The sequence below is a fragment of the Acinetobacter sp. 16 genome, assembly GCF_033439925.1.
Lineage (GTDB): Bacteria > Pseudomonadota > Gammaproteobacteria > Pseudomonadales > Moraxellaceae > Acinetobacter > Acinetobacter junii.
Map to the genome: position 1 here is coordinate 1,272,549 of NZ_CP137746.1, position 25,291 is coordinate 1,297,839.

Below are 25,291 nucleotides of genomic sequence, written 5' to 3' on the forward strand. Positions count from 1 at the left end.
AATAAGTGTCATGTACGGCTTAAAAAAACGCCCAAAAGATGAAAGTGGACTGATTCAAGGTGCAGGTACTGGCACTTCTGATGATGTTAAAAAAAATGTTCCAGCAGGTAGTTATATTATGCCTGCTGATTCGACCCAAAAAATTGGCACAGATAATTTAAAAAACATGGGCAGTCCCACGCCAGTTAATCTCAGTAACGGTGAGTTCCAACTCTCGCCTGACCAAGTTCATTCGGTTGGTGTGCAAACACTTGATGCCATGAAAAATCAAACACATGTACCTGTTGATCAACCTCAATTGGGTTTCAAGCCTGGTCAAAATAAACCTGAGTTATTTTTTGCAAATGGTGGATTGGTACCAAGTGCCTACCCAAGTGCAGATGATATTCGTCGTGCACAACAAAATAGAATTGGTGGGCCCCAAATGCGTGATGTATCTGGTATCACTCGTGATGTGAATAGACCTTTACCAAGCACAACACTAAATACATCTTCAACAGCCAGCTCACCATCAGCAAGTCCAAGCAATCCAGCACCAACACAAGGAGGTGGTTTTGGAGCAGGCGTAAGAAATTTCGTTAATAACAGTAAACTTGTAAAAGGCACTGGATATTTAGGAGCGGCATCGGCCTTATTTGCAAATGCTGCCACACCAAGTGAAGACTATCGGGAACGTTTTGGTTTTGGTGATCAGTCACCTGAAGATTTGGGTACTGTAAAAGGGTTTGCTAAAGACTTCGGTATCAGAGGATTAGGTTATGCATCAGATTTGGGTAATGCCTTAACTTTTGGACAAGCTGGTCGGTTTTATGCTGATAAACAACGTATTGCAAGTGAAGCAAAGGCAGCTCAACCTGAATTTAATACCAAACAAAATAATCCAAATACTGTTGTAAATAATCCATTTGGTAATAATAAAGCACCACCTACCACACAAACACAGCCTGAAGTTCAAACTCCATCAAGATCTGTACAGAACTCTGATCCTTATGCTATTCAACAAAAAGGAAACAGCTTTAGCTATGCTAATCCTGGTGCAGCAGCGCAAGCACGAGCAGATGGTATTAGAGAAGGCGAAGGACTAGGATTCAAAGTAAGACCAGTGAATGACCCTCGTGGGGTAGCAAATTTATTTGCTAATACTCAAGAAATGGGACCGACTGAACAACAGATTCAAAATGCAATCGCTCAACGTGAAATGAATTTAGGCTTGGGTATGCGAGGTTATGGTAATAATCCTGTACAAGCACCTCAACGTAATGAAGCACAGGAAGCAGAACGTCAAGCTGTAATTCGTGCAGCAAGCACACCGATTGCAGGGGCAAGAGGATTAACTGCGAATCAAGTCCGTACTTTGTCTGATTTACAGCAAGGTGAGGATAATCGTGCCAATCAACGTTATACCACCGATGCGAACAACGTTGCTGCTTTACAGCGTGAAGCCATGGGACAAGCTGGACAGAACTATCGTACGGAACTAGGTGAGCAAGGTACTAATAACCGATTTAATGCAAATTTAGGCTTTGATGCACAAAAATTTCAAGCAAACAATGATTTAGCGAATCGAGAATTTAATCTTAACGCCACTGAAAAAGGTTTTGGCATTCGTAACTCAGCACGATTAGAGAAATTGTACGAGCAATATGATGCTGCGAAATCGGATGAAGATCGTAAATCCATTCAAGAAAAAATTAATCGTTATGCAGGTAATAAAGCAGATAATGGTAAAGACCGTTATATGACTGTGGGTGGTGGTCAGGAATGGAACAATGAAGCTATGGCAATGGTTAATCGCCCGCAACAATTATTTGATACTCAGACACAGCAGTTCGTTAATACACCAGCTGCATCATCGACTAATCTACCAAATGGCATGACACGTCAAGTAGGTACAAGCAATGGCAAGCCTGTTTATGAGGATGCTCAAGGTAATCGATTTATAGGCAATTGATTGGGATGGCCACTTTAGGGTGGCTATTTTTATGCCGACGCATATTACCGATGCAAGATATTCTTTGGTGAAAAGTCTATCCCCCTCTAAGGTTAGACCTTTTTTAACCCTTTATACATGCTATGCACATACCAATAGGAGTGCATCATGTCAGAATCTACCCTAAAACCATTTACAGGTAAACTTGACGAAAATATTGATACAAATCAACAGCCAGCATTAAAACCATTTACTGGTGCACTTGATGGTGAAAAAAAAGGTGTAATGGGACACTTAAAAGATACTGGCTTATCTGCTTTAAAAGGTGCGGTTGCTGTACCTGAATTGGCTGTTGGTATCATGGATGTCATGTCTGATGGTGCTACCGGTAAAATACTTGAGAATAAAAATGGTACTGTTGGCTTTCGACCTAAAGAAGCCAAACAAGCCCTAGGTAATTTACATACAGACCAATATAAAGCCCAACAACAAGAATTTGCTGATGCTGGTAAAGATGGAAATTGGGTAGATAAAGTCGTTGATAAAACAAAAGTTGCCTTAACAAATCCCTCATTAATTGCTAATACCGTAGTTGAATCTGTTCCTTCAATGTTAGCTGGCGGTGCATTAGGTCGTGCTTCGGGTATAGCCAATCCCGTTGTAGCTGGTGCAGTTGGTGAAGGTGCAGTTATGGCGGGTAGCCAAGCTGAACAAATTCGCCAACAAACGGTAGATGGGCGTTTAACTGCAGATCAATCCTTAGCAAGTGTTGGTACGGGCGCATTGGGTGGCTTGTTTGGCTATGCTGGTGGTCGTCTTGCTCAGAAAATGGGCTTATCAGATGTTGATACAGCCATGCAAACAGGGCGCTTAACCACGCAACAAGTAGGTGAAGAAATTGCTAAGACACCGATGAGAGCAATTCCAACTGCTGTGATTAAAGGCGCAATTTCAGAAGGCTTTTTAGAAGAATTACCTCAATCCGTTTCTGAACAAATTTTACAGAATATGGCATTGGATAAGCCTTGGCATGATGGTGTTGAAAATGCAGCAGTCATGGGCACTTTGGCTGGTATGGCAATGGGTGGCACAGTCAGTGGTGTGGGTAAAACTGGTGATTGGTGGAATAGTCGATCTGACACAGGGCCACAAGACAACCAACAGCAATCAGGTTCACCTAATCTACCATCGGCACCTTCACAATTTGGCTCAAATCCAGATAGTGCTTTAACTGGCGAATATATTCCACGTGGAGATGTACCACAGGGCGACAATCAAGGTCGCACAGCTTTTGTTTATGATCAGCCGTCAATGGAAGCTGATAATTTATTAGACAATAATTACAGTGGTGATACTGATTTCAATACATCTGGTAATTTTGATCCATCAAATAACCCAGATAGCCCACTTTCTCCGAGTGGTGGAAACTATTTTGATGATACTCAAACACAGTTACAGCTACCGTCAGAACGCTTGGGTATTAATCCAAATGATGGTCCAATGTCATCTGCAGCAGCTTTGGCGGTGGATAGTGGGGCATCACCTGTTACTCCACAATTAGGATATACGCCTGATCAAAGTAATACACAGGCTGACAATGCAGGCGAATCAATTTCTCAACAGTATGACCTCAATGCAGTGGATGCAATGGGTGGAGAAATTGAAACAGATACAGCGCAAACTGTTCAACCAATCTTAGGTCAAGACGGTAAAAACAAATGGTTTGGCACACAGGATAAAGCACAAGCATTCATTGATAAGAAAAAATTAGGCAATGATTATCAGGTGGTTCAGGATGGCAAGCGTTTTGAGATTCAGCCAAAATCTCAAGATAACCAAACTCAAGATGTAGATACTTTACCAAAAACAGAAAGTTCAAATCAGGATGATGTTCCAAATCCGTACAATGAAAATAAGTTGCGTGCTCAAGTACGTGATTTGAATTTACAGGCAAGTAAAGAAGCCCAAGCCAACAATGCAGAGGACAGCAAATACATTGCAAATTTAGGAAACACAGCATCGGCACGTTCAAATGAAAAGGTAAAGCAGCAATTACCTGATTTATATAAGCGAGCAGAAGAACTTGCAAAAACCGCTGAAATTACATCGGCAGGTCGTCGTGGTAATACGCATTTTTCAAGCCTAAGTTTCAAAGGTGATTCAAGTTTTGTTTCAGGCGATGCATGGCCAAAACGCCCAACTAAGGATGAAGTCCTACAGCAAGCAATTTGGCACTTGTCACAAGATGACAAGAACAGCACACCGAAGAATGTACAAAGTGCGTTGCAGCTTACTGAACTTGAAAAACAGTTTAAAAATGAAAAAAGTGTAGCGAAAAAGGCACAAATCCGTAAACAGATTACAGAGTTGCAAAACGGTTTGACAGAACAGGCGCAAAACACTGTAAGTTTGAATCAACCACAAAAGACTACTGTAGAAAACCTGAGTGGCGAATTTAAAAAAATAGAAGAATCTACTACCCGAATTAATGCAGTACGTCAACGTATACGTGAAGCAAATCCTGAAATTTTCACCGCTGAAAATGATCGTGTTCGTGAAACACATGGTTTAACCAATGCGCGTGTGACGATGATGGCTGACGAAATTGAAACATCAGGTAGTTATGAATTATCTGATCGTGAATACGAGAAGATCAAGAACAATCCGAATTACAAGATTGACTATGATGCGCGTAACTTCATGGGCAAGGTGACTGCGGTTAAGGACCCACATAGCGGTGAATGGGTAGGGAATAACGAACAGTCTGATTTAGATAATGCAGCACATGAAGCCGCAACAAGTGTTCATAATGATTTACCTGAACCAACTCAAGCACAAATTGAAGCTGGTAATTATAAAAAAGGTCACATCAAGGTACATGGCCTTGATATTGCTATTGAAAATCCACGCGGTTCAGAACGTCGCGGTACCGATCCAGATGGTAACGAATGGTCGCATAATATGAGCGACCATTACGGATATATCAAGCGTACTACTGGTGCTGATCAAGAGCATATTGATACCTATGTAGGTAAAAATCCTGAATCTGAAAATGTCTTCATTGTAGATCAGATTGATCAGGGCAGCGGTAGATTTGATGAGCATAAGGTGATGCTTGGTTTTGACAGCCAGGAGGAAGCCATTACTGCATATAAATCCAATTTTGACAAAGGTTGGAAGGTTGGTCCTGTTACTCAAATGTCTAAAGATCAATTTAAAGATTGGTTAAAAAATTCAGATACCTCTAAAGCAGTGGCTGAAAGTGGACAAAAAATAGAACCACAACACCCTGTCAATAAATGGCAAGAGGAAATGAACAAGGCTTTGGCCAAGGCAGATCCAGAGCATCCACTTTTTAAAAAACTACAAGCTAGTGCTAAGAACGGATTACGCTCTGTTTCAGATCGAGCGGTGGCATTACGTCAGGCACGTGAGATTGAGAAGAAAGCGGAAGCACAGGAACAAAAATATCAACCTGAAAAGCCAAAAGCAAAAGCCGAACCTTCTAAAAACACGTTAGTATCCGATGATCGTGCAGCAGAATTACGAGCTCGTCTAAAAGCCAAGCTATCACAACTGAATAGTGGTATTGACCCTGAAATCATGGCTATTGGTGCGGAACTCGCGGTTTACCATATTGAACGTGGTGCACGTAAGTTTGCAGCATTAGCTAAAAATATTGCGAATGATCTTGATGTGAGTGTCGAAAAGATCCGTCCATACCTGCGTAGTTGGTATAACGGTGCACGTGACATGATGGAGGATATGGGTGCGGATATTCAGGGCATGGATAGTGCAGAAACCGTTCGTGCAGAATTAGCAAAACTCGATAATCAACAACAACAGTCAAATACAGTACAGAGCAAAACAGAAACGGTTGTTACACCTGCAGGTCGTGAATTTGAGGTGCGCCACAAAGTCGTTGAAGCAAGCGACTTAATCACATCAAATCTGGACAGCGGTGCAATTAATGCAGAATACCCACAAGCCTTACAACCACGTGACCGCACCACTTTAAAATCCATTACCCAGGTCAATGACATTGCCAACAAGCTTAACCCTAAATTATTGGGTGATAGTGCAAGCTCTACCAATGGTGCGCCTATCGTATCGCCTGGTAATGAAGTTGAAAGCGGTAATGGTCGTACCCTGGCGATTCGCAAAGCCTACCAAATAGGCAAAGCAGACGCATACAAAGCATGGTTAGCTGAACAGGGCTATGATGTGGCCAACATGCAGCAACCGGTATTGGTCCGTGAACGTATCACACCAATGAATATGGCCGAGCGTGTAGCCTATACCACAGAATCCAATGAGCGTGAAACACTGGATATGAGCCCAAGTGAACAGGCCATGTCTGATGCACCGAAAGTCATGGATATTTTGCACCTGGTACAAGGTGGCAGTTTTAACAACACGGCCAATCGTGATTTTGTGAATGCCTTTTTAACCGGTGTAGCATCTAAAAACGAGCGCGGTACCATGCTCGATAAAGATGGGGTATCACTCACTCAGGACGGATACCGCCGTATTGAATCAGCCTTGCTTGCAGCTGCTTTTAATGATGCTCAAATTATTAGCCAGGTGATTGAATCTAAAGACAGCGATATTAAGGCGATTGGTAATGCCTTGATTGAAGCGGCACCACAATGGGCGCAAGTCCGTAAAGGTGTGCAAGATGGCATTTTGGTTGAAGGCGTGAACGTCGAAGCCAATTTGGTTGAAGCGGTCCACCTGGTACGCAAGGCACGTCAGCAAAACTTATCTTTATCTGAAATGTTGAATCAGGACGATATATTTGACGGCAGCATTGACCAGGTTACGAAAGACTTTATTAGTATTTTTTATAGTGGTGATAAACTCAACAAAGCACGAAGCAGCCAGAAAGTTGCAGACGCATTAAAGTCGTATGCGCAATTGGCTATGACTGCAAAAGCATCTCCAAATCTTTTCGGTGATGCGCCTTTAAGCAATGAACAAATTTTAGGACAAGTACATGAAAAACTCAGACAAAGTGAAGCCGAAAAGCAGCAAGACATCTTCACTAGCCCGCAACCTAATGAACCAGACACTGGCACAGTTGGCGGTGGACGATCAGGACGAGGAGCTATTGCAGGAAGTGAAACAGCGCAAGAACAATCAGAGCCTACAAAAGCCTTAAAGAAGACAGCTCCAACATCTGAAAAAGAAACGATTCAAGATTTTGGTGAAAAAATTGGTGGTGCTCGTAAAGATACTTCAGTGAAGACTGGCCCCAAAACCTCTGGCACTACTACAAAGGACAATCGTCCAACTTGGGCCAAGCGATTTGAGATTACTGAAATTGCTGCCTCAAGTAATCCAAATGAAGTTGGTAAATGGATTATCACGGATACAAGAAAAAAGGATTGGAAGGGGAATGCCAAGCAACTAGGCAAACAATTTTTTGATTCCCAAAAAGATGCTGAACTTGCACTACCAATTCTAGCTGTAGCTCAAAAGCATCGTGTGTGGGCTGCTGGAAAAGATAGCTTTTCTATCTATCGTGAAATTAGTGATCGGAAGCGCGTTAAAGTTGTCGAACAAGAATTTCAAACACGTGAAGATGCTATGAAATATATGGCAATCCATGCGATTGAAATCCTAGAAACCAATACAACTTTTGGGGAAATTGATCTTCCTCGACCTGAAAATACGGTAAGAAAAGGACTAGATCGCCGTAAAGGTGATGCTAAAGATGCCGATTTTATTCGTGTGTTTGGTTTCCGTGGTGTTGAATTTGGGAACTGGAATAATCAGGCAGAACGCCAAGAGCTATTAAATGATGCCTTTGATGGTCTCATGGACTTGGCTGAGATTTTAAATATCCCACCTGCAGCAATTAGCCTAAATGGGGAACTCGCTTTAGCGTTTGGCGCCAGAGGGCAAGGATTAAGTGGTGCAAAGGCGCACTATGAACCCGAACGTGCTGTGATTAACTTGACCAAATTGAATGGCGCAGGTTCATTAGCTCATGAATGGTGGCATGCATTAGATCACTATTTTGGTCGACAAGATGGCAAAGCCCCATCTGAATGGGTAACGAACGCGGATGGCAGTCGATCATTAAAGATTGCAAAACACTTTGAAGATATGAGCGTCACTTCTGGATTCTCTTATAAATCAAATGTTCGTGAAGATGTGCAAGAAGCCTATAAACAATTGGTACAGACAATTTTTAGAAAATCTGAAAACTATATTGAAGATACTGTTAAGGTTGAAAGCTTCGTTAGTTCTGCGAGAAACAACTTAAAAGATCAATTAGATAAGTTACGTGCTGATCTTAATCGTGAGCTTGATCCAAAATATTACAAGCGCTTTAACAAAGCTGCCTCAGCTGAACAGCTGGCTGAGTTTGATACGGTTGCTGAGTTATTGCTTACAGGTACGGCACTTACTACGGAAATACGTCACAACAATAATAAGAATAGTAGAAATATATTTAGTGGTGCACGTTGGTCTAATGATGCCCTAGATAAATTGAGTGTGATTTATAAATCTGTCCGTGGTAGATCAGGATTTAATGCTGAACAAAAGGGTGTATTAGACCGATTACGTCAATACATGAATACCTATGCCCAACGCCTCAAACTATTGGCAGAAGCTCAAAATGGTACAGAGAAAGCGAAAATGATACCAACGGATTTTGCTATGAACGCAAAAGAGTTAGATCAGGGACGCGGTACAGATTATTGGATTACTACTCCTGAAATGACAGCACGTGCATTCCAAGGGTATGTAGAAGATAAAATTTCTCAAAATAGTGGCTACAGTCCGTTTCTGAATTTTGGTCCTGAAAGTGCAGCAATCTTTACACCATGGGGTTTTAAGCGACCATTTCCTACTGGTACAGAACGAAAAGCGATAAATGCAAAGTTTTCTGATTTGGTTGATACACTAAAAACAGAAGAAACAGAAACAGGGATTAAACTTTATAGTCGTGACAAATTAAAACCTGATAACGAGCGTAGAGGTGCTTCACCATTAGACACGACCTTTACTCCCTTATCCGTTGTCAGTGCTACTCGTAGAGTCCTTTCTATTCTTCAACATCTCAAAATGTCCGCTACACAAGATGCGTCTTCTAGGGGGCGTATCAATGTCAGTCTTAATAATAGGATCGGGGTCAACAAAGTCGGGAATGTGAATTCCAATGGTTTTAGTGTTCAGGTTATTTCTAGTTTTAGCGATCTTCCGAAAGTCATACAAAATGATGCAACCTACAAAGATGAAAATGGCAAAACCCAAAATTATGATGTAAGCGGTGTTTGGCATGATGGCACGCTCTATGTGGTTGCTGATCAGGTTTATGGGGATAGCAATAAACAGCTTACTACATTTGATGCTTATGAGGAATTATTAACCCATGAAATTGTTGGCCACTTTGGTGTACAGCAGATATTTGGCCAAGAATATAAAACTAAGTTGCAACAACTCTATAACGCTTTAGGTGGGCTTGAAGGTATCCGCAAAATCGCCAGCAAAAATGGTGTAAATATGGCACAGTTTGAAAGTGCATATATTGAGCCATATACCCAAGGTGCGAAAGAAGGAATTTATGCTGAATCAGATGTACAACAAGCCTTGGTTGGAGAATTATTTGCTTTTGTTGAACAAAATGCCAAGTCACGTCCTTTTGTACGTCAAAAGCTAAAAGAAGTTATTGGATATATTCGTCAGTGGCTCCGTGATCGTGGCTTTGATAAATTTCTTTCACGTTACAATGACGCTGATTTAATGATGTTTTTATCAGAAGCTCGTAAGGCTGTAGTTGATCGAAGCTTTTTTGGTAAATATAAAAATCAAGAATTTTCATCTAAGAACGATTCTGATACTCTACTTTATAGCCGTCGTACTAAGAGCAATTCAGGCTCTACAGTTCAGCAAGTAAGGGGTGTATTGATTGATCGCTTTGGTAAAGATACGATCAAGGAGTTAGAGCGTCAGGGTAAACTTGAGATTATTCAAGACTATTCTGTTGAGGGTGTGGAGGGCTATTATCACAATGGCAAAGCAGTACTTGTTGCATCAAACCTAACCGATCAAAGTGTCATACCAACATTCCTACATGAATTGGGTGGTCATGCAGGTTTTCAGAATATGATGACTCAAAAGCAATATAATGAATTGATGAATCAATTTAATAAATTGGTTGATCAGGGCAATCCTGTTGCTATGGCTGCAAAATTACTTGCGGAACGTGAACAAGGTTCTGAGCGTCAACATCTAGAGTATTTGCCATACCTATTAACACTCTCATCAACTATGCAACAACGTAATGTAGTACAGCGTAATGCACTACAAAAACTTATAAACAATTTAGTGACGTATGTTAAAGCAACGCTATTTGATAATTTTGGAATAAATCTCAACCTCAATCCAAATGACATAGTCGCACTTGCTGAGCGAATGATTGAGAAATCCTCATATAATGCTGAAAATGCTACTTCACCTCTGTATAGCCGTCAGTTTTTTGATAATACAATCAATAATTTAAGTGAAAGTATTAAACATTTATCTGCAAAGTCTATCAAGGATAAAACAGGTTATAAATTTACGGATTGGCTAGGTATTGGATTATCAGCCTTAGGTCGTCGACAACTTACTGAAATTTACAGCAAAATTTTACCGCAGTTAAACAAATATAATGAATTGGCTGCTCAAATGGATGCTGATAAGAACGATGCTGGTGCTGAAGCTGATAGTATCGTGCGTGAATGGGCAAATTTAAACGATGAAGATCAACTTGCAGAGTTAATGCATGATTCGACTTTAGCAAAAATTGACCCTACAAAGCCTTATGTGAAAGGGGACAGTGTTTCCAGATATAAGCAATTACGTGATGATTACAATTCATTATCACCTGAAGCTCAGGCAATGTATTTAAAAGCACGTGATGCTTATAAAAAGCACTATGCAAAAGTACATCAAGCAATTAAAGAGCGCATCTTACGATCAGAACTTTCTAGTCAAAAGAAAGCTGATTTACTTAAACAGATGGATGATAACTTCTTCGGTTATGTCAAAGGAGTATATTTCCCATTGGCTCGTTTTGGTAAATATGTAGTGGTGATGCGTAATCAAAATGGTGAAGTTGAGAGCGTTAGCCGTGCTGAAACCATGGGAGAAGCACAAAGTCTACGATCAGAATTAATGCAAAAATATCCTCATTATAAAACTGATCGAGTCGTGTTGGATAAAGAGTTTAATGCTTCTCGTGATGCCGTTGGCCGTGGATTTATGACTAACCTATTTGCTGAGGTTGATAATCTTGGATTATCCACAGCTGAACAGGCAGAATTTGAAGACACTTTAAGTCAATTATATCTATCATCTATGCCTGATTTATCCTGGGCAAAACATGGTATCCATCGAAAGGGTACTGCTGGATTCAGTCAGGATGCTCGTCGTGCATTTGCTCAGAATATGTTTCATGGCGCAGGTTATCTTGCCAAATTGCGATATGGTGATCAGTTGGCACAGCAGCTTGATGATATGCAGAAATACGCATCTGAACAAAGTAAGCTTAATGATAGTTATGATCAGCCGACAGCTCAACGTGTCATTGATGAAATGAACAAACGTCATGACAACTTAATGAACCCTAAAGGGCATCCTTTATCAAGTGCATTAACCAGTTTGGGCTTTATTTATTACCTGGGGCTATCACCAGCAGCGGCTATGGTCAACTTATCGCAGACAGCATTGGTTGCATATCCGATCATGGGTGCCAAATGGGGTTTTGACAAAGCAGCTAATGAGTTACTGAAAGCATCCAATGATTTTAGGAAGGGTGTAGAGTTTCATAAAGTGAAGTGGGAAGGCTCAAAGACTGACCTTTACAAAACGATTAGTTCAGATATTTCTAAATTCCTAAGTAAAGATGAAAAACAGGCTTATGAAGACGCTGTGGCACGTGGTGTGATTGACGTAACTCAGGCACATGATTTAGCTGGTATAGCCCAAGGTGAAGATAGTGGAATTATGTGGAAAACACGCCCGATTATGCGTGCAGCGAGTGTCATGTTCCATAGTGCTGAACGATTTAACCGTGAAGTCACTTTTATTGCAGCATATCGTCTAGCACGTCAATCAGGTGAAAAGCATGATTCAGCATTTGATCAAGCTGTAGATGCAACGTATAAGGGGCATTTTGATTATAGTTCCGGAAACCGTCCACGCATCATGCAAGGTAATGTTGCTAAAGTTCTTTTACTGTTTAAACAGTTTGGTCAGAACATGGTTTACACATTGGCTCGTCAGACATATCAGTCAATCAAAGGTGAAACGGAAGCCGAACGAAAAGAAGCTCGTAAATCACTTGCTGCTATTTTGGCAATGCACGCAACTTTTGCTGGTACGCTTGGGTTACCTATGGTTGGAATGTTGTTGTCGGTTGCATCTTGGATGGGTGGGGATGACGATGACCCTTGGGATGCTGAAGTTGCATTACGGAACTATCTTGCTGAAGCATTTGGACCAACGATTTCAAATATGCTAATGAAAGGTGCGCCACGTGGTATTGGTGTGGATATTTCTGGTCGCGTTGGTATTAACAATCTTTTATTACCAGACGTACAAGAAGGGCTTGAGGGGAAAAAATGGTGGGATTCAGCATCGGCAGCAGCTTTAGGTCCTATCGGTGGAATTGGGGCAAATATTGCAAAAGGTGCTCAGGAAATTTCAGAAGGGCATAATCTACGTGGAGTGGAAAGTATGCTGCCAGTGTTTCTTAAAAACTTTGCTAAAACCTATCGTTATGCTGATGAGGGTGTACAAGACAAAACTGGTGTATCTATCATGGATGAAGTTAGTTCAATGGATTTACTTGTCCAAGGTATGGGGTTCTCACCATCTGATGTTCGTACAGCCAGTGAAGGCAAAACAGCAATTTATCAGCTTAACCGAAAGCTTAATGAGCGTCGTAGTCGTTTAATGGCTTTATGGTCACGAGCGAAAATGATGGATGACCAACAAGAGATGGATGAAATTTGGGAAGAAATTCAAGGTTTCAATGACAAAAATCCATCACGTCGTATAACTAGAATGAACCTTAATCAAAGTTATCGTAATCGCCAACGTCGCATAGATCGTGCGGAAGATGGCATATATTTGTCACGGAATCGTCAAGATGCGCGTGAAGCTGGTTACTTTGCTTTTGGTGAATAATTAGTGATAGAAAAGCCACCTTATGGTGGCTTCTCTAATCTTCTATGTTTTATAACTTAGTTACACTGCATTTGACCACCTATATCACGGCAAACACGACCATTATTATAATAAGTACCATTATTGCCATTATATCGATTGCCTTGATTATCCCAACAACCCGATCCATCACAACTTGTCATATGTGTTGGGGCTGGTTGACGTTGAGGCATTGGTGCTGAGTAGGAGCTATTTGAGTTTGAATAACTATCACCACTCGATACATTTACACCATTCATTGCTGCTAAAGTTCGTTGCTGATTAGCCGTTAATCTACCACCAGCTCCTTTATAAGGTGTACTAGCTTCCTGAATAATTTTTTGACGCAATGCTTCATCTTCAGTAGAGCGTGTCGGTTGCTGAGACTGGCTATAATTTTGCGACTGATAGGATTGTTGCGCAGAATTTCGATTGCTCTGTGAATATGTTCGTTGAGGAGCAGGAGCTGATCCAAGCGAGCGTATCGTTTCAATCTTCTGTTGTTTTGCACCCGTTGGTGGTGGCTTACTTGAATAGGTAACATTACCTTTTGCATCAACCCATTTGTAAACCCCTGCATATAGATTTACTGGAATACACAGTAAAATAAATGTTGTAATTTTTAATACACTCATGCGCATCTCAAAGATAATAATTATATGAAATTACGATAGATTAATTTTAGAGCAGTATCAACCCCCTGTAAGGTTCGCTAAATAACCGCCTTTAAATAAAACTCTACGAAATAAAGTAGAGTTTTATTTCGGGGCAAGTTATGCAAGAAAACACAATTCCATGGATCATCAAAGTTGTGCCTGCCGTAGTGGGGGCTATTCTTGCCCTAGTATTAAGTGGTGACATTGATAAAGAGGGGAAGATTCAAGTTTCACTAGGGGTAATCGGTAAATTCTTATTTAGTGTTTCAGTCAGCCTTTATGGTGGTTCAGCATTTATTGAATATTACGAATTATCAAAATATTCTCACATGGCGCAAGGCTTTGTGATGCTTATGTTTGCAGTTTTTGGATTATTAGCGATTGGCATTCTTTATCAATCCATTGCACTGATGCATGGTAAGCCTTTATCTGAGGTTATTAGTGAGGTCAAAGCTGCATTTATTTCAATACTTAGTAATGGTAAAGGTGGTGAACAATGAATACTCTCGATATTACACAACTTCAAAAAGCCGTTGGCGTGAAAGCTGATGGAATTCTTGGGCGTAATACTTTAACAGCTGTATTTCAAAAACTTGGTGCTAATCCTGCACGAGCTACTGAATTAGCATTAGCAGCAAATGTGCACTTAGAGACATATTCAATCAAGACGCAGTTACGCTTTTGTCATTTCCTTGCTCAACTTGCTCATGAAAGCGGAAATTTTCGCTATATGGAAGAAATTGCTTCAGGTGCAGCTTATGAAGGTCGAAAAGACTTAGGTAATGTAAACAAAGGCGACGGTGTGCGTTATAAAGGTCGAGGACCAATCCAGTTAACTGGTCGAGCTAATTATCGTAAGTATGGTCAAGAACTTGGAATTGATTTTGAAAATAACCCTACAATTGTTGCGCTGCCAAGTGTTGGAATGCTTGTAGCTTGCAAATACTGGTCTGAAAATAACTTAAATGTATTTGCAGATTATGATGATGTAACCACGATTACTCGTCGTATTAATGGCGGTTTAAATGGCTTTGATGATCGTAAAAATAAACTTTCTATGATTAAAGGGTGGTTTAAATGATTGATGCTGTGTTAGGTAAATTTTACAAATACATTATTTTAGGCTTGATGATATTTATCTTTGGATATGTTTTTTATGCCAATTCTCTTGCTGGAAAATTGGCAAATGCTGAAAAAGTTAAAACTAAAGCAGTAGCTGATGCTATTAAGCCTTATCAAGATGCAATTGATCAGGCTCAAGAGGAAAAAGCCGCCATTATGCAAACATGGTCAGCTAAAATTATAGAGGTAGAACAAAATGCGATTAAAAAAATACAAGATGCGAATGCTGCCGCTCGTAGTGCTGACTTGGCTGCTAATGGGTTGTCAAAGCAACTCAGTGAAGCCAACAAACGTTTGTCCAGTGCTCCCAAGCAAACCATCATTAACTACACCATTGCCAACTCAGAGCTACTCGAAAGTTGCACAGCAGAATATCGAAGCTTGGCAGAAAAAGCTGATGGACATTCACTGGACGCAATGAGGTTATACGATAGTTGGCCAGAACTAAATAAAACCCTCAATTGAGGGTTTATTTCTTGATAAGGTTTGAAATATCGGCATCAAAATATTTAGTAATATCGAACCATTTTTCTATTTCTTTTTCCCATTTATACACACGTTCATTTTCAATTTTTAATACGTCTAACCCTTTGATGCTAAAGTGAGTTGTATCATCTGGAAGCTGTTTCCAATCAATAGCCCCATTATCATTAAACCAATTTTCCCAAGCATTTTGTATGTATGGGACTACAAAAGACTGTTGCACATCATTCCATGCAAATATGTTCTGTATATTGGATTTTTCTTTATACATATCTTTAACACTTTTAGTTGGGCGAAATGATTTCATAAATCTTTCCAACTGTTCTTTAATAAAAGAAAATTCAGTATTTATAACATCAGGTGTTTGGACTTGAGAATAAGCTTCCTCTGCATCCGCAATATCAGCAGCTGATACATACCTTTGTTTTAAAGCAAATTTAGAATAATTATCGTCATATTGTTGTCGGGCAAATTGAATAGCTGTCTGATAATCTAAACGTTCACCACGTTTTCTTAGGTTTACATACCGTTTAAGACTATTCCATGATGAATGTAATGTAATTGTTTGAAGTTGCGGTATCGTAAAGCCATCCTCTGCATAGCGTGTTGCAGCTTCATGGCGTAAATCATGGAACCTTAAATCTTCAATTCCATTTAAACGACATGCTCTACGAAAATAATCACTGACTGTCTGTACATTGACAGGTAATAAAAGCTCATCACTATAACCCAGCTCGAGCATTCTTTTTCGAGTAGAAGGTTCAAGTAATTCCTCAATAATGAGGAGGGCATTAGGTTCTAAATGTGCAAACTTATGATTTCCTTTCGACCCATCTGGATTTTTAACGTCTCTGATCTTCCACTGACTATTTTTTTTATCAAAATCATCTAAACGCATTTCACATAGTTCACCTTCACGACGACCTGTATAGATCGCAAGCCACATGACCAGGTGCATGGGAATAGCATTGCGAACTCGTTTCCAGCCTTTATAAAAGTGATTGGTCAGAATATGAAGTTCTTCTGATGTGATTAAACGATCACGTTCCTTTGATTTAGTAACAATACGAGCTTTTTTTAGACCGATCAGCGAATGTGACAATTCATTTTTTGCATGTGCAACATCTTCACCCCATACAAGTTCAGCATGGTTTAGGACCGATGAGATATGGGATAAATCTTTTAATGCAGTTGCTGGGGCAACTCCATCTATCATTTCAATTGGATTGCCTTTTCGTCGTTCAATGGCAAATGATGAGAAATCTTGACGTGAAAGGGTATATGCATCTTTATGGGCAATATCATAATTACAGATATTTTTTAGTGCTGCAGTTTTGGTATCAGCAAATTCATCACTAATTTCATCTAAATATTGAGTGATGAATTGTTCTAAAGTTTTTGACACAACCTTAGCTTCTGGATTTAGAATAGCAGGATTAACCAAAATCTCTGCTTCAAGTCGCTTAATCCATTCTTTGGCTAATGACTCTTTTGCAAAAGTTCTTGTTTTAATAAATGGTGGTAAGCCTTTACGAGTTATTCGTATTTGAGCTCTGTATCGAGTTTTACCATCTGCTGTAATTCGTTCTGCAATTGTTCCCATATTTACGCCATAAAGTTGGATTTACGCCACAAGGGTGATTATGGCGCAAATAAGGCGTAAAGAATAGTTAAGAATGATTGAAAATGATGTAAAACCTTTAAGAATATGGGAAAGTGAAAATTGAATAAAAACAACGTAATTGCAGAATTGTTTGATAAATCAAAGCATTCCCCTATTTTTGTCGCGCCGATGGCGGGTGTAACCGATAGGCCGTTCAGAACCTTATGTAAATACTTTGGTGCAGGTCATGCGGTTAGTGAAATGATGACCGCTGATAAAACGCTTCGCATGAGTAAAAAAAGTTTGTACAGAGCTAATTTTGACGGTGAACTTGCTCCAATTTCAGCACAAATAGCTGGCTCTGATCCAGAGCAACTTGCTGAAGTTGCACGATATCAGGTTGCGAATGGCGCGCAAATCGTTGACATTAATATGGGATGTCCTGCGAAAAAAGTATGTAATAAACTCGCGGGTTCGGCATTACTCCAAGATGAAGATCTCGTGGCAAGGATTTTAGATGCTGTCGTTGCAGCAGTGGATGTACCTGTAACTTTAAAAACACGCCTTGGCTTTTTAAATGGTGAGGAAAATATTCTTCGTGTCGCGAAGCGTGCCGAGGATGCTGGTGTGGCAGCTTTAGCCTTGCATGGTCGTACACGTGAAGATATGTATTTAAATACTGCTCGCTATGAATTAATTCGTGAAGTTAAAAAAAACATAAATATTCCCTTGATTGCGAATGGTGATATCGATAGTCCTGAAAAGGCAAAATATGTCTTAGATTATACTGGTGCTGATGCTGTTATGATCGGGCGTGCTGCTCAGGGACGACCATGGATTTTTAGAGAAATTGCGCATTATCTTGAGACAGGTGAGCACTTGGCGGCACCAGAAATTGTAGAAGTGAAACAAGTTTTAATGGGGCATTTAGCTGAGCTGTATCAATTTTATGGTGAATACTCAGGATGCCGTATTGCCCGTAAACATATTGCTTGGTATACGAAAGGTTTACGCTCTAGCAACGAATTTCGTCAAAACATGTATAAAGTTGAAAATACAGCTGATCAAGCTAAAGTGGTTGAGTCTTATTTTGACCAATTATTAGATCAAGGTCGACGCATGAGTGATGTACAGGTTGAGCAAGTAAATTTATAGGACTTACGCATTGACGGATTCAAAAAAGTACTAAAATACTTTATAAAGTATCTGTGATCAGACGAATTAAACATGCTTCTACAGCAACTTGTACTCTACCCATTTATATGGGCTTTCTCATGACAGAACCGAACTCTATTAGCTGCACACAACTTGCCGAGACTTATAATATCTCGCATGATAGTGTAAATCGCTTTCTAGAGCGTGAAGATTACACACCTCACGACCTATATCAAGAATCAATTCAACATATTGATAATAACAAACTTATAGTCAGTATTGATGATACTGTTTTAGATAAACCATATAGTCAACATATGGACTTAGTTAGCTATTTTTGGTCAGGCAAACACCACCGATCCGTCAAGGGTATTAATCTCATTACCTTGTATGCGACAGATCAAAATGGTCAAAATATTCCAATTAATTTCCGAATTTATGACAAATCTGAAAGTAAAACCAAGAATGATTACTTTATGGATATGTTAAGTGAAGTACTCAGTTGGGGTGCAAAGATTCAATTTATTACAGGTGATAGTTGGTATTCATCGACTGGAAATCTAAAAACCATAAGAAAATATGGTATTCGATTTATGTTTGGTATCGACTGTAACCGTAAGGTTTCCCCAGAAAAAGGACAATGGTTTCAACTGCGTTTATTGCCAGATTTCCATCAGGGTCAAGTAGTCTGGCTCAAAGATTTTGGCTTTGTACAATTATTTAAGACTCAGTTAAAAGAACAGCAGAGGTTTTATATTGTGCATCAAGATGAAGATGATTTATTGTCCTTTGAGGGATTTCATGAATTACATTCAAGTCATTGGAAAATAGAGCAATATCACCGGGTGATTAAACAGGTTTGTCATATTGAAAAGTTTCAAGTAAGACGATCTAAACTGATTTTGAATCATATTTTTTCAGCCTTGATGGCCTACGTTGAGATACAAAAGAACCAGTTTGAGCGGATCTTTGAAAATATATATCGTTGGCAGAAGAAATTATTTAGGCCAATGATCAAAAACTTCATTGATGACTTTATTCTCGATAAAAATCATCTGCTACCACAGAGAATCTATAAATAATAGTGCGTAAGTCCTAATTTATTGGAAATAAAATAGAAATTTTTACTGTTTTTCTTTAAAAAATGCCTGTAATTCATATTACAGGCATTTTATTTTATTCTAGATGCGCAGTGATTTTCTTCAAAATCTGAAAAATCACATCGAACTCGCTTTGTAGTGGAGTACTTTTGCGAGTCACTAAAGCGAGTGTGCGGCTTGGGGCATCACCGATCGATTTGACAGCAATTTCTTCATTAAAGTGAATCATACTGTTCTTCAAAGCAATCTCAGGTAATAAAGTAAAACCTAAATCAGAAGACACCATTTCAACAAGCGTTGGTAGTGAACTCGCTTTTAAACGATGATCATTTTTACGTTCGCCGACTGGGCAAGCACTCAGTGTATGATCACGTAAACAATGTCCTTCTTCTAAAAGCATGAGACGTGTTAAATCCAAATCATCTAATGAAGTTGCTTCAGCTGCATTCTTATCTTTTTTATTGTAAACAACAAATAAGTTTTCTTTAGCGATTTCAGCAACTTTTAAACCACGAGTATCGAATGGCAAAGCAAGAACGATCATGTCTAAATTGCCGTGTTCTAATTTTTCGACAATTTTCTCACTTTGTGCTTCATGTAGATGAAGTTGTATTTTAGGAAGTTGACGATGAACTTCATCTAAAAGTTGCGTCAAGATAAAAGGTGCGATTGTAGGAATAATTCCAAGATGCAAATCACCTGTTAATGGTTCGCTCATTTCTCTGCTTAGGCGCATCAAATCTTGTGCATCAGCTAGTAATACACGCGCACGGGCAACAACCTGTTCACCTAGAGGAGTCAAACGGACGTTTTGACGATCACGCTCAACTAAGACGCCACCTAAAAGACGCTCCAATTCCATAATGCCACCCGATAATGTTGATTGGGTAACAAATGATCGACGAGCTGCTTCAGTAAAATGTAAAGTTTCTGACAACGTAACTAAATATGATAGCTGTCTTAATGAGGGTAATGCAGCCATAGTGTCCTAGTGTGATGATTTAAAGTGATGTGCAAACAAACCACTAAGTTGAGGAATGAAATGTGCAGGAATATCATGCCCCATTCCATGAATTAATTCAAACTTAGCACCAGAAATCGCTTTTGCAACCGCTTTCCCATGACTTGGCGGTAATAAGCGATCTTTTGAACCGTGTACCACTAATGTTGGTTGATTAATAGTCTTATTAAGTGGCAGCAATGAACCTGTACATAATATTGCTAAAAATTGTTGAAGTACACCCGCTGGGTAGAAACTACGACGATATAATTTACGAATAGTCTGAATTGCTTCTACTTGGTTAACGTATCCAGGAGAGCCGATAATATGAAATACTTTTAAACTATGATTGACGATCGCATCTTCATCATGAGCTTCAGGTTTTCCAATTAAGCTAAAAAGCTGTTTTGGAAAAGGTGGTGGTAAAAACGGCTGATTATTACTTGTAAATAAAAGGCCGATTTTCTCAACTTTTTCTGGATATTTAGCTGCTACGATTTGTGAAATCATGCCACCCATAGAGGCACCGATAATATAGGTTTTTTCTAAACCTAGCTGATCTATTAGCATAGCTACATCGTCAGCCATATCATAAAGCGTGTAGGGCGCACCTTCATTGGTTAATCCGACCATGAATCGACTCATGAGTTTCATAGTATTCAGCCGTTGTCCTTTATGACGAACTTTTGAAGATAAACCAATATCACGATTATCGAATCGAATAACACGAAATCCTTGATCAATTAGGGATTTGCAAAAAAAATCTGGCCAAAACAGCATTTGCGCGCCTAAACCCATCACCAACAAAATTGTTGGATGCTCAGGATTTCCCCCAACCTCAACATGTAACTCAATGCCATTACCCAAAGTAACTTTGGTTTCTTGCATAAATGGAGCATAAGGAGAGACATTAAATTGAAGTGCGCTGTTCATGGTATTCATTCCAAGTTGAATTGTTTTTATCTACTTTCGGAAGAGAGTTTATTGGAACCCATTTCTCAATAAACTCTCTTATTAAAACCTTAAGCTTGAGCAGGAATCAAGTCCGGTACGAGTTTAGTTAAAGTTAAACGCTGTTTACCAGCAGTTGCACCTAATAAAACAAAACCTCTTAATGTCCCTTCAGCATCAGTTGCTTTAGCAAGCATACCATCATCAAACTCTTCAGTTTGCCAATTTACTTCAACATCAACTGGTGCAGGTAAAACAGTAAGAGGTGCAGCTGGTGTTTTTACCGCAACTGGCATAGCAGGGTAATGAACATTTGTGCTTTGACCACTTAAAGTTTTTGCTAAAGCACGTGCTTGTTGCATGATAGGCATGACGTATGGAAGCAAAGTTCCATTTACTTCAGCACAGTCACCCACTGCATAGATGTCAGCTTGATTGGTCTCTAGTAGTGTATTTGTGATAATACCTCGACTAGTTTGAATATCGGCAGCTTTGGCTAAAGCAGTGTTTGGTTGTAAACCGATAGCAGAAAGAACAATATCTGCAACCAAAGTTTGTCCATTCGCCAAAGTCACAGCGTAGTCTTCACCATCATTAATTTTGGTAACTTTCTCAACTGTAGTTGAAAGTGCAAATTTAATCCCAGCTTCTTCTAAGTTGGTTTTAAATGCTTCAGCAACATGAGTTGGTAATAAGCGTCCAAGTGGTTGAGGTGCTAAATCAATGACCGTAACGTCATAGTTACTATGTAATAAGTCATTCGCAAATTCACAGCCAATCAATCCAGCTCCGAGAATCACAACGCGTTTGTCTTTGCGTTTTGCTAGATTTTCACGGAATACACTATAGTCAACTAATGAGTTGACCACGTGAATATCTTCACTACCATCGCCCGCAATTGCTAAACGAATCGGATTTGCACCCACTGCAAGAACTAATTTTGAATAGGATTGTTTAAAAATCTCACCATTTTTTTCTAACGTGATTTCATGGTTTTCAGGATGGATTTCTTTTACCAAAGTTGTCGCTTCAATACGCATATTGAGTTGGGCTGCCATTTTAGCAGCATCACCTAGAGCAATTTGTTCAGGTGCTTTATTACCTGCAAAAGCATTGGATAATGTTGGTTTAGCATAGTTTACCGCATCATCCGCGCAGATCATCATGAGTTCTTGTTCAGGACTCAGTTTACGGAATTCTCGTGCAACAGTATAACCAGCCATGCCTGATCCGATGATGACGATAGGATGCATTACATTCTCCAATTTTTTTAATTTAAAAATAAAACATAAGAAAAAAAGACCATGATGATCATGGTCTTTTAGTTCTATTTAGATTTCAACCATTTCAAAATCAGCTTTTGAAACGCCGCAATCTGGGCAAGTCCAATCATCTGGGATGTCTTCCCATTTTGTCCCTGCTGCAATGCCGTCTTGTGGCCAGCCTTCTGCTTCGTCATAAATCCAACCACAAACGATACATTGATATTTTTTCATGTGACTCTCCAAACTGATAGGTATGCTCAAATTGCCTTTCAGTAAAACTATTCCATAATGTCGTTACGATCGCTGCAAAAGAACTAACTTGTGTTGATCGGGAGTTAGATTTTTACGCAGAACGACATTTAAGTAAAGTAAATGCAAGAGTTTAATCATTTATGTAAAAAGTGGTATGGCAATTTGGGCCGAAAGTCTTGTTATTTGAGTAATTGCTCTAATTATTTCTATATCGAGGACTTTATTATTTGCTGAAAATAATGAAACGTATAAGTTTGGTTTGAATAAAAAACATACATTTGAAAATCAGTTATGATGAATTATCACAATAATAAGGACGTTATATTTATGAAAACGCTAAGTTACAACATTAGAATTTATGCGACTCCTGAAAGAGTCTGGGACATATTATGGGGAAATGAAACCTATAATGTTTGGACAAAATTCTTTTCTTGTGATTCCCAAATGAAGTCTGATTGGAAAGTAGGTGGTAAAACCTATTTTACTGATGGTGATGGAAATGGGATGGTATCGACAATAGAACGAATAGATGAGCCGAATGAAATTGTTTTCAAGCACCTCGGAATGATTAAAGATGGTCAAGAGGATTTTGATAGTGAGGATGTGAAAGCTTGGGCTGGCTCTTTGGAAAAATATTTGTTGGTTGATTACAATGGAGAAACGCAACTTCATGTAGAAGTCGATATTCAACCTGAATACGAAGAGATGATGAATAATGGCTTTGATCAAGGATTGGCGATGGTTAAACATTTAGCAGAAAAATGAGTCTAATTCGGCTTGGGTTTTTGTTCTAAATTTGCAAAGTATCAGTTTGAAAATTTTATAAAATCTTCATTTTTTTGAATTGTCTGGTTGAAACAATACGAAAATGGGTTGTGATCTGCTATTCTATGTCACTTCATTTTTTACTTAATCGAGGCAGAGATGACGCAACAAAACGCTCAATCGACTTCTGAACAGACACTTTCCGAAAACGATTTAATCGCACAGCGTCATGCCAAATTAAAGCAAATCCAAGATACTGCCAAACAAACTGGCAAAAGCCCTTGGCCAAACACATTTAAACGTGAGCACTATGCTGCTGATTTGCAAGAGCAATTTAAAGATTTAGATAAAGCGCAAATTGAAGGCGGTGAAAAGGTTTATGTAAAAGTTGCTGGTCGTGTCATGCTGAACCGCGGATCATTTATGGTGATTCAGGATATGACTGGTCGTATCCAACTTTATGTTGATCGTAAAGGTTTAGCTGCTGATATTTTAGAAACAATAAAAAGCTTAGACCTTGGCGATATTATTGCTGCAGAAGGTTATATTGGTCGTTCAGGTAAGGGTGACTTATATGTGCATCTTGAAGGTTTTGAATTACTAACCAAATCATTACGCCCATTACCAGATAAATTCCACGGTTTAACTGACACCGAGGCAAAATACCGTAAACGTTATTTAGATCTTATTGTCAACGAAGAAACAAGAAAAACATTTGAAATTCGTGCCAAAGTTGTTGCAGGTATTCGTGCATTTTTAACCAATGAGCGTTTCATGGAAGTTGAAACGCCAATGATGCATGTTATTCCTGGAGGTGCATCTGCAAAACCATTTGTAACACACCACAACGCTTTAGATATGGAACTTTATTTACGTATTGCGCCTGAGCTTTACTTAAAACGTTTAGTGGTAGGTGGTTTTGAACGTGTATTTGAAATCAACCGTAATTTCCGTAACGAAGGTGTTTCAACTCGTCACAACCCCGAATTTACGATGATTGAGTTCTACCAAGCATATGCTGATTATAAAGATCTGATGGCATTGACTGAGAATATGCTTGAGAAACTTGCAATCGATATCTTGGGTACAACAGATGTACCTTATGGTGAAGAAGTATATAGCTTTAAAGGTCCATTCAAGAAAATCTCAATGTTTGATGCGATTCTTGAACACAATCCAGATTTCACGCCTGAAAATGTAAATGACCGTGATTTCTTGGCTAAGTTTACTCAAGAAGTATTAAAAGAGCAGGTTAAGCCAGGCTTTGGTTTAGGTAAGTTACAAACCATCGTGTTTGAAGAAACAGTTGAAACTAAGCTGCGTCAGCCAACATTTATCACCGAATATCCTGCTGAAACCTCTCCACTTGCACGTCGTAATGATGATAATCCACATATTACTGATCGTTTCGAGTTTTTCATCGGTGGACGTGAGTTAGCAAATGGTTTCTCAGAATTAAATGATCCAATCGATCAAGCAGAGCGTTTCCAAGCCCAAGTTGCTGAGAAAGATGCTGGTGATGATGAGGCAATGCATTACGATGCGGACTTTATTGAAGCACTAGAATACGGTTTACCGCCAACAGCAGGTGAAGGTATTGGTATTGATCGTCTCGTTATGTTGTTTGCGAATGCCCCAAGTATTCGTGATGTACTTTTATTCCCGCATATGCGTCGTAAAGATTAAACATTTGACTGATTAATAAAAGAAGCCACTCTTAAGAGTGGCTTCTTTGTTTTCTGCGTTAAGAAATGTAATTGTTTGGTTAGAGGATTGAAATGTGTCTCTAAAAAAACGATTATGT

At 39.3% G+C, this 25,291-nt stretch carries 15 protein-coding genes; 9 read left to right on the forward strand and 6 right to left on the reverse strand.

The window, feature by feature from the left end:
* Positions 1-10: 10 nt before the first annotated feature.
* Both R2H34_RS06300 and R2H34_RS06305 read left to right on the forward strand, forming a co-directional pair.
* A complete protein-coding gene (locus R2H34_RS06300; RefSeq protein WP_318342522.1) occupies positions 11-1,951 on the forward strand; it encodes a hypothetical protein in 1,941 nt (646 codons plus the stop codon).
* A gap of 147 nt (positions 1,952-2,098) precedes the next feature.
* Positions 2,099-13,117, forward strand: coding sequence for a PLxRFG domain-containing protein (locus tag R2H34_RS06305; RefSeq protein WP_318342523.1), 11,019 nt, complete (start codon positions 2,099-2,101; stop codon positions 13,115-13,117).
* A 56-nt stretch (positions 13,118-13,173) separates the two neighbouring features.
* On the opposite strand, the gene R2H34_RS06310 is transcribed toward R2H34_RS06305, so the two are convergent.
* On the reverse strand, positions 13,174-13,770 hold the full coding sequence (locus tag R2H34_RS06310; protein WP_318342524.1) for a DUF4124 domain-containing protein: 597 nt from the start codon (positions 13,768-13,770) through the stop codon (positions 13,174-13,176).
* Between the two features lie 140 nt (positions 13,771-13,910).
* Here R2H34_RS06310 and R2H34_RS06315 point away from each other — a divergent pair, with 140 nt between their 5' ends.
* Genes R2H34_RS06315 through R2H34_RS06325 form a run of 3 tightly spaced genes read left to right on the forward strand, consistent with a single transcriptional unit; the run spans position 13,911 to position 15,378 of the window.
* Positions 13,911-14,291, forward strand: a complete 381-nt coding sequence (locus tag R2H34_RS06315) for a hypothetical protein (protein ID WP_318342525.1) — start codon at positions 13,911-13,913, stop codon at positions 14,289-14,291.
* Entirely contained in the window at positions 14,288-14,872 is a 585-nt protein-coding gene (locus R2H34_RS06320; RefSeq protein ID WP_151835258.1) for a glycoside hydrolase family 19 protein, read from the forward strand. Before R2H34_RS06315 ends, R2H34_RS06320 begins: the two co-directional genes overlap by 4 nt.
* Positions 14,869-15,378: a hypothetical protein gene (locus R2H34_RS06325; RefSeq protein ID WP_318342526.1), complete on the forward strand. Its 510-nt coding sequence runs from the start codon at positions 14,869-14,871 to the stop codon at positions 15,376-15,378. The genes R2H34_RS06320 and R2H34_RS06325 overlap by 4 nt, the downstream gene beginning before the upstream one ends.
* A 4-nt stretch (positions 15,379-15,382) precedes the next feature.
* Here the strand turns inward: R2H34_RS06325 and R2H34_RS06330 are convergent, their stop codons facing one another.
* Positions 15,383-16,999 carry a tyrosine-type recombinase/integrase gene (locus R2H34_RS06330; RefSeq protein WP_318342527.1) on the reverse strand — a complete coding sequence of 539 codons (1,617 nt, stop codon included), beginning with the start codon at positions 16,997-16,999 and terminating at the stop codon, positions 15,383-15,385.
* A gap of 189 nt (positions 17,000-17,188) precedes the next feature.
* Here R2H34_RS06330 and dusB point away from each other — a divergent pair, with 189 nt between their 5' ends.
* Entirely contained in the window at positions 17,189-18,154 is a 966-nt protein-coding gene (gene dusB, locus R2H34_RS06335; protein ID WP_318342560.1) for a tRNA dihydrouridine synthase DusB, read from the forward strand.
* Positions 18,155-18,207: 53 nt separating this feature from the next.
* Positions 18,208-19,236, forward strand: a complete 1,029-nt coding sequence (locus tag R2H34_RS06340; RefSeq protein ID WP_080632252.1) for a transposase — start codon at positions 18,208-18,210, stop codon at positions 19,234-19,236.
* A 94-nt stretch (positions 19,237-19,330) separates the two neighbouring features.
* Here R2H34_RS06340 and oxyR read toward each other — a convergent pair whose 3' ends face one another.
* The 4 genes from oxyR to rubA all read right to left on the reverse strand — a co-directional run bounded on the left by oxyR (position 19,331) and on the right by rubA (position 22,701).
* Positions 19,331-20,236, reverse strand: coding sequence for a LysR family transcriptional regulator OxyR (gene oxyR, locus R2H34_RS06345; protein WP_004953118.1), 906 nt, complete (start codon positions 20,234-20,236; stop codon positions 19,331-19,333).
* Positions 20,237-20,242: 6 nt separating this feature from the next.
* Complete coding sequence (gene estB / locus R2H34_RS06350; RefSeq protein WP_004913400.1) at positions 20,243-21,187, reverse strand: esterase EstB; 945 nt, start codon at positions 21,185-21,187, stop codon at positions 20,243-20,245.
* 89 nt (positions 21,188-21,276) lie between these two features.
* Entirely contained in the window at positions 21,277-22,458 is a 1,182-nt protein-coding gene (gene rubB / locus R2H34_RS06355; RefSeq protein ID WP_004959691.1) for a rubredoxin reductase RubB, read from the reverse strand.
* A gap of 78 nt (positions 22,459-22,536) precedes the next feature.
* Positions 22,537-22,701, reverse strand: coding sequence for a rubredoxin RubA (gene rubA, locus R2H34_RS06360; RefSeq protein WP_004678010.1), 165 nt, complete (start codon positions 22,699-22,701; stop codon positions 22,537-22,539).
* A gap of 348 nt (positions 22,702-23,049) precedes the next feature.
* On the opposite strand from rubA, the gene R2H34_RS06365 reads away from it, so the two are divergent.
* Positions 23,050-23,487 (forward strand): SRPBCC family protein, encoded by a 438-nt coding sequence (locus R2H34_RS06365; RefSeq protein WP_004913396.1) that lies wholly within the window; start codon positions 23,050-23,052, stop codon positions 23,485-23,487.
* Positions 23,488-23,646: 159 nt separating this feature from the next.
* Positions 23,647-25,173, forward strand: a complete 1,527-nt coding sequence (gene lysS / locus R2H34_RS06370; RefSeq protein WP_004953121.1) for a lysine--tRNA ligase — start codon at positions 23,647-23,649, stop codon at positions 25,171-25,173.
* Positions 25,174-25,291 lie beyond the last annotated feature (118 nt).

Coding starts and splice junctions, on each gene's coding strand:
- R2H34_RS06300 (WP_318342522.1), top strand. CDS start 11: ATGTACGGCTTAAAAAAACGCCCAAAAGATGAAAGTGGACTGATTCAA.
- R2H34_RS06305 (WP_318342523.1), top strand. CDS start 2,099: ATGTCAGAATCTACCCTAAAACCATTTACAGGTAAACTTGACGAAAAT.
- R2H34_RS06310 (WP_318342524.1), bottom strand. CDS start 13,770: ATGAGTGTATTAAAAATTACAACATTTATTTTACTGTGTATTCCAGTA.
- R2H34_RS06315 (WP_318342525.1), top strand. CDS start 13,911: ATGCAAGAAAACACAATTCCATGGATCATCAAAGTTGTGCCTGCCGTA.
- R2H34_RS06320 (WP_151835258.1), top strand. CDS start 14,288: ATGAATACTCTCGATATTACACAACTTCAAAAAGCCGTTGGCGTGAAA.
- R2H34_RS06325 (WP_318342526.1), top strand. CDS start 14,869: ATGATTGATGCTGTGTTAGGTAAATTTTACAAATACATTATTTTAGGC.
- R2H34_RS06330 (WP_318342527.1), bottom strand. CDS start 16,999: ATGGGAACAATTGCAGAACGAATTACAGCAGATGGTAAAACTCGATAC.
- dusB (WP_318342560.1), top strand. CDS start 17,189: ATGGCGGGTGTAACCGATAGGCCGTTCAGAACCTTATGTAAATACTTT.
- oxyR (WP_004953118.1), bottom strand. CDS start 20,236: ATGGCTGCATTACCCTCATTAAGACAGCTATCATATTTAGTTACGTTG.
- estB (WP_004913400.1), bottom strand. CDS start 21,187: ATGAACAGCGCACTTCAATTTAATGTCTCTCCTTATGCTCCATTTATG.
- rubB (WP_004959691.1), bottom strand. CDS start 22,458: ATGCATCCTATCGTCATCATCGGATCAGGCATGGCTGGTTATACTGTT.
- rubA (WP_004678010.1), bottom strand. CDS start 22,701: ATGAAAAAATATCAATGTATCGTTTGTGGTTGGATTTATGACGAAGCA.
- R2H34_RS06365 (WP_004913396.1), top strand. CDS start 23,050: ATGAAAACGCTAAGTTACAACATTAGAATTTATGCGACTCCTGAAAGA.
- lysS (WP_004953121.1), top strand. CDS start 23,647: ATGACGCAACAAAACGCTCAATCGACTTCTGAACAGACACTTTCCGAA.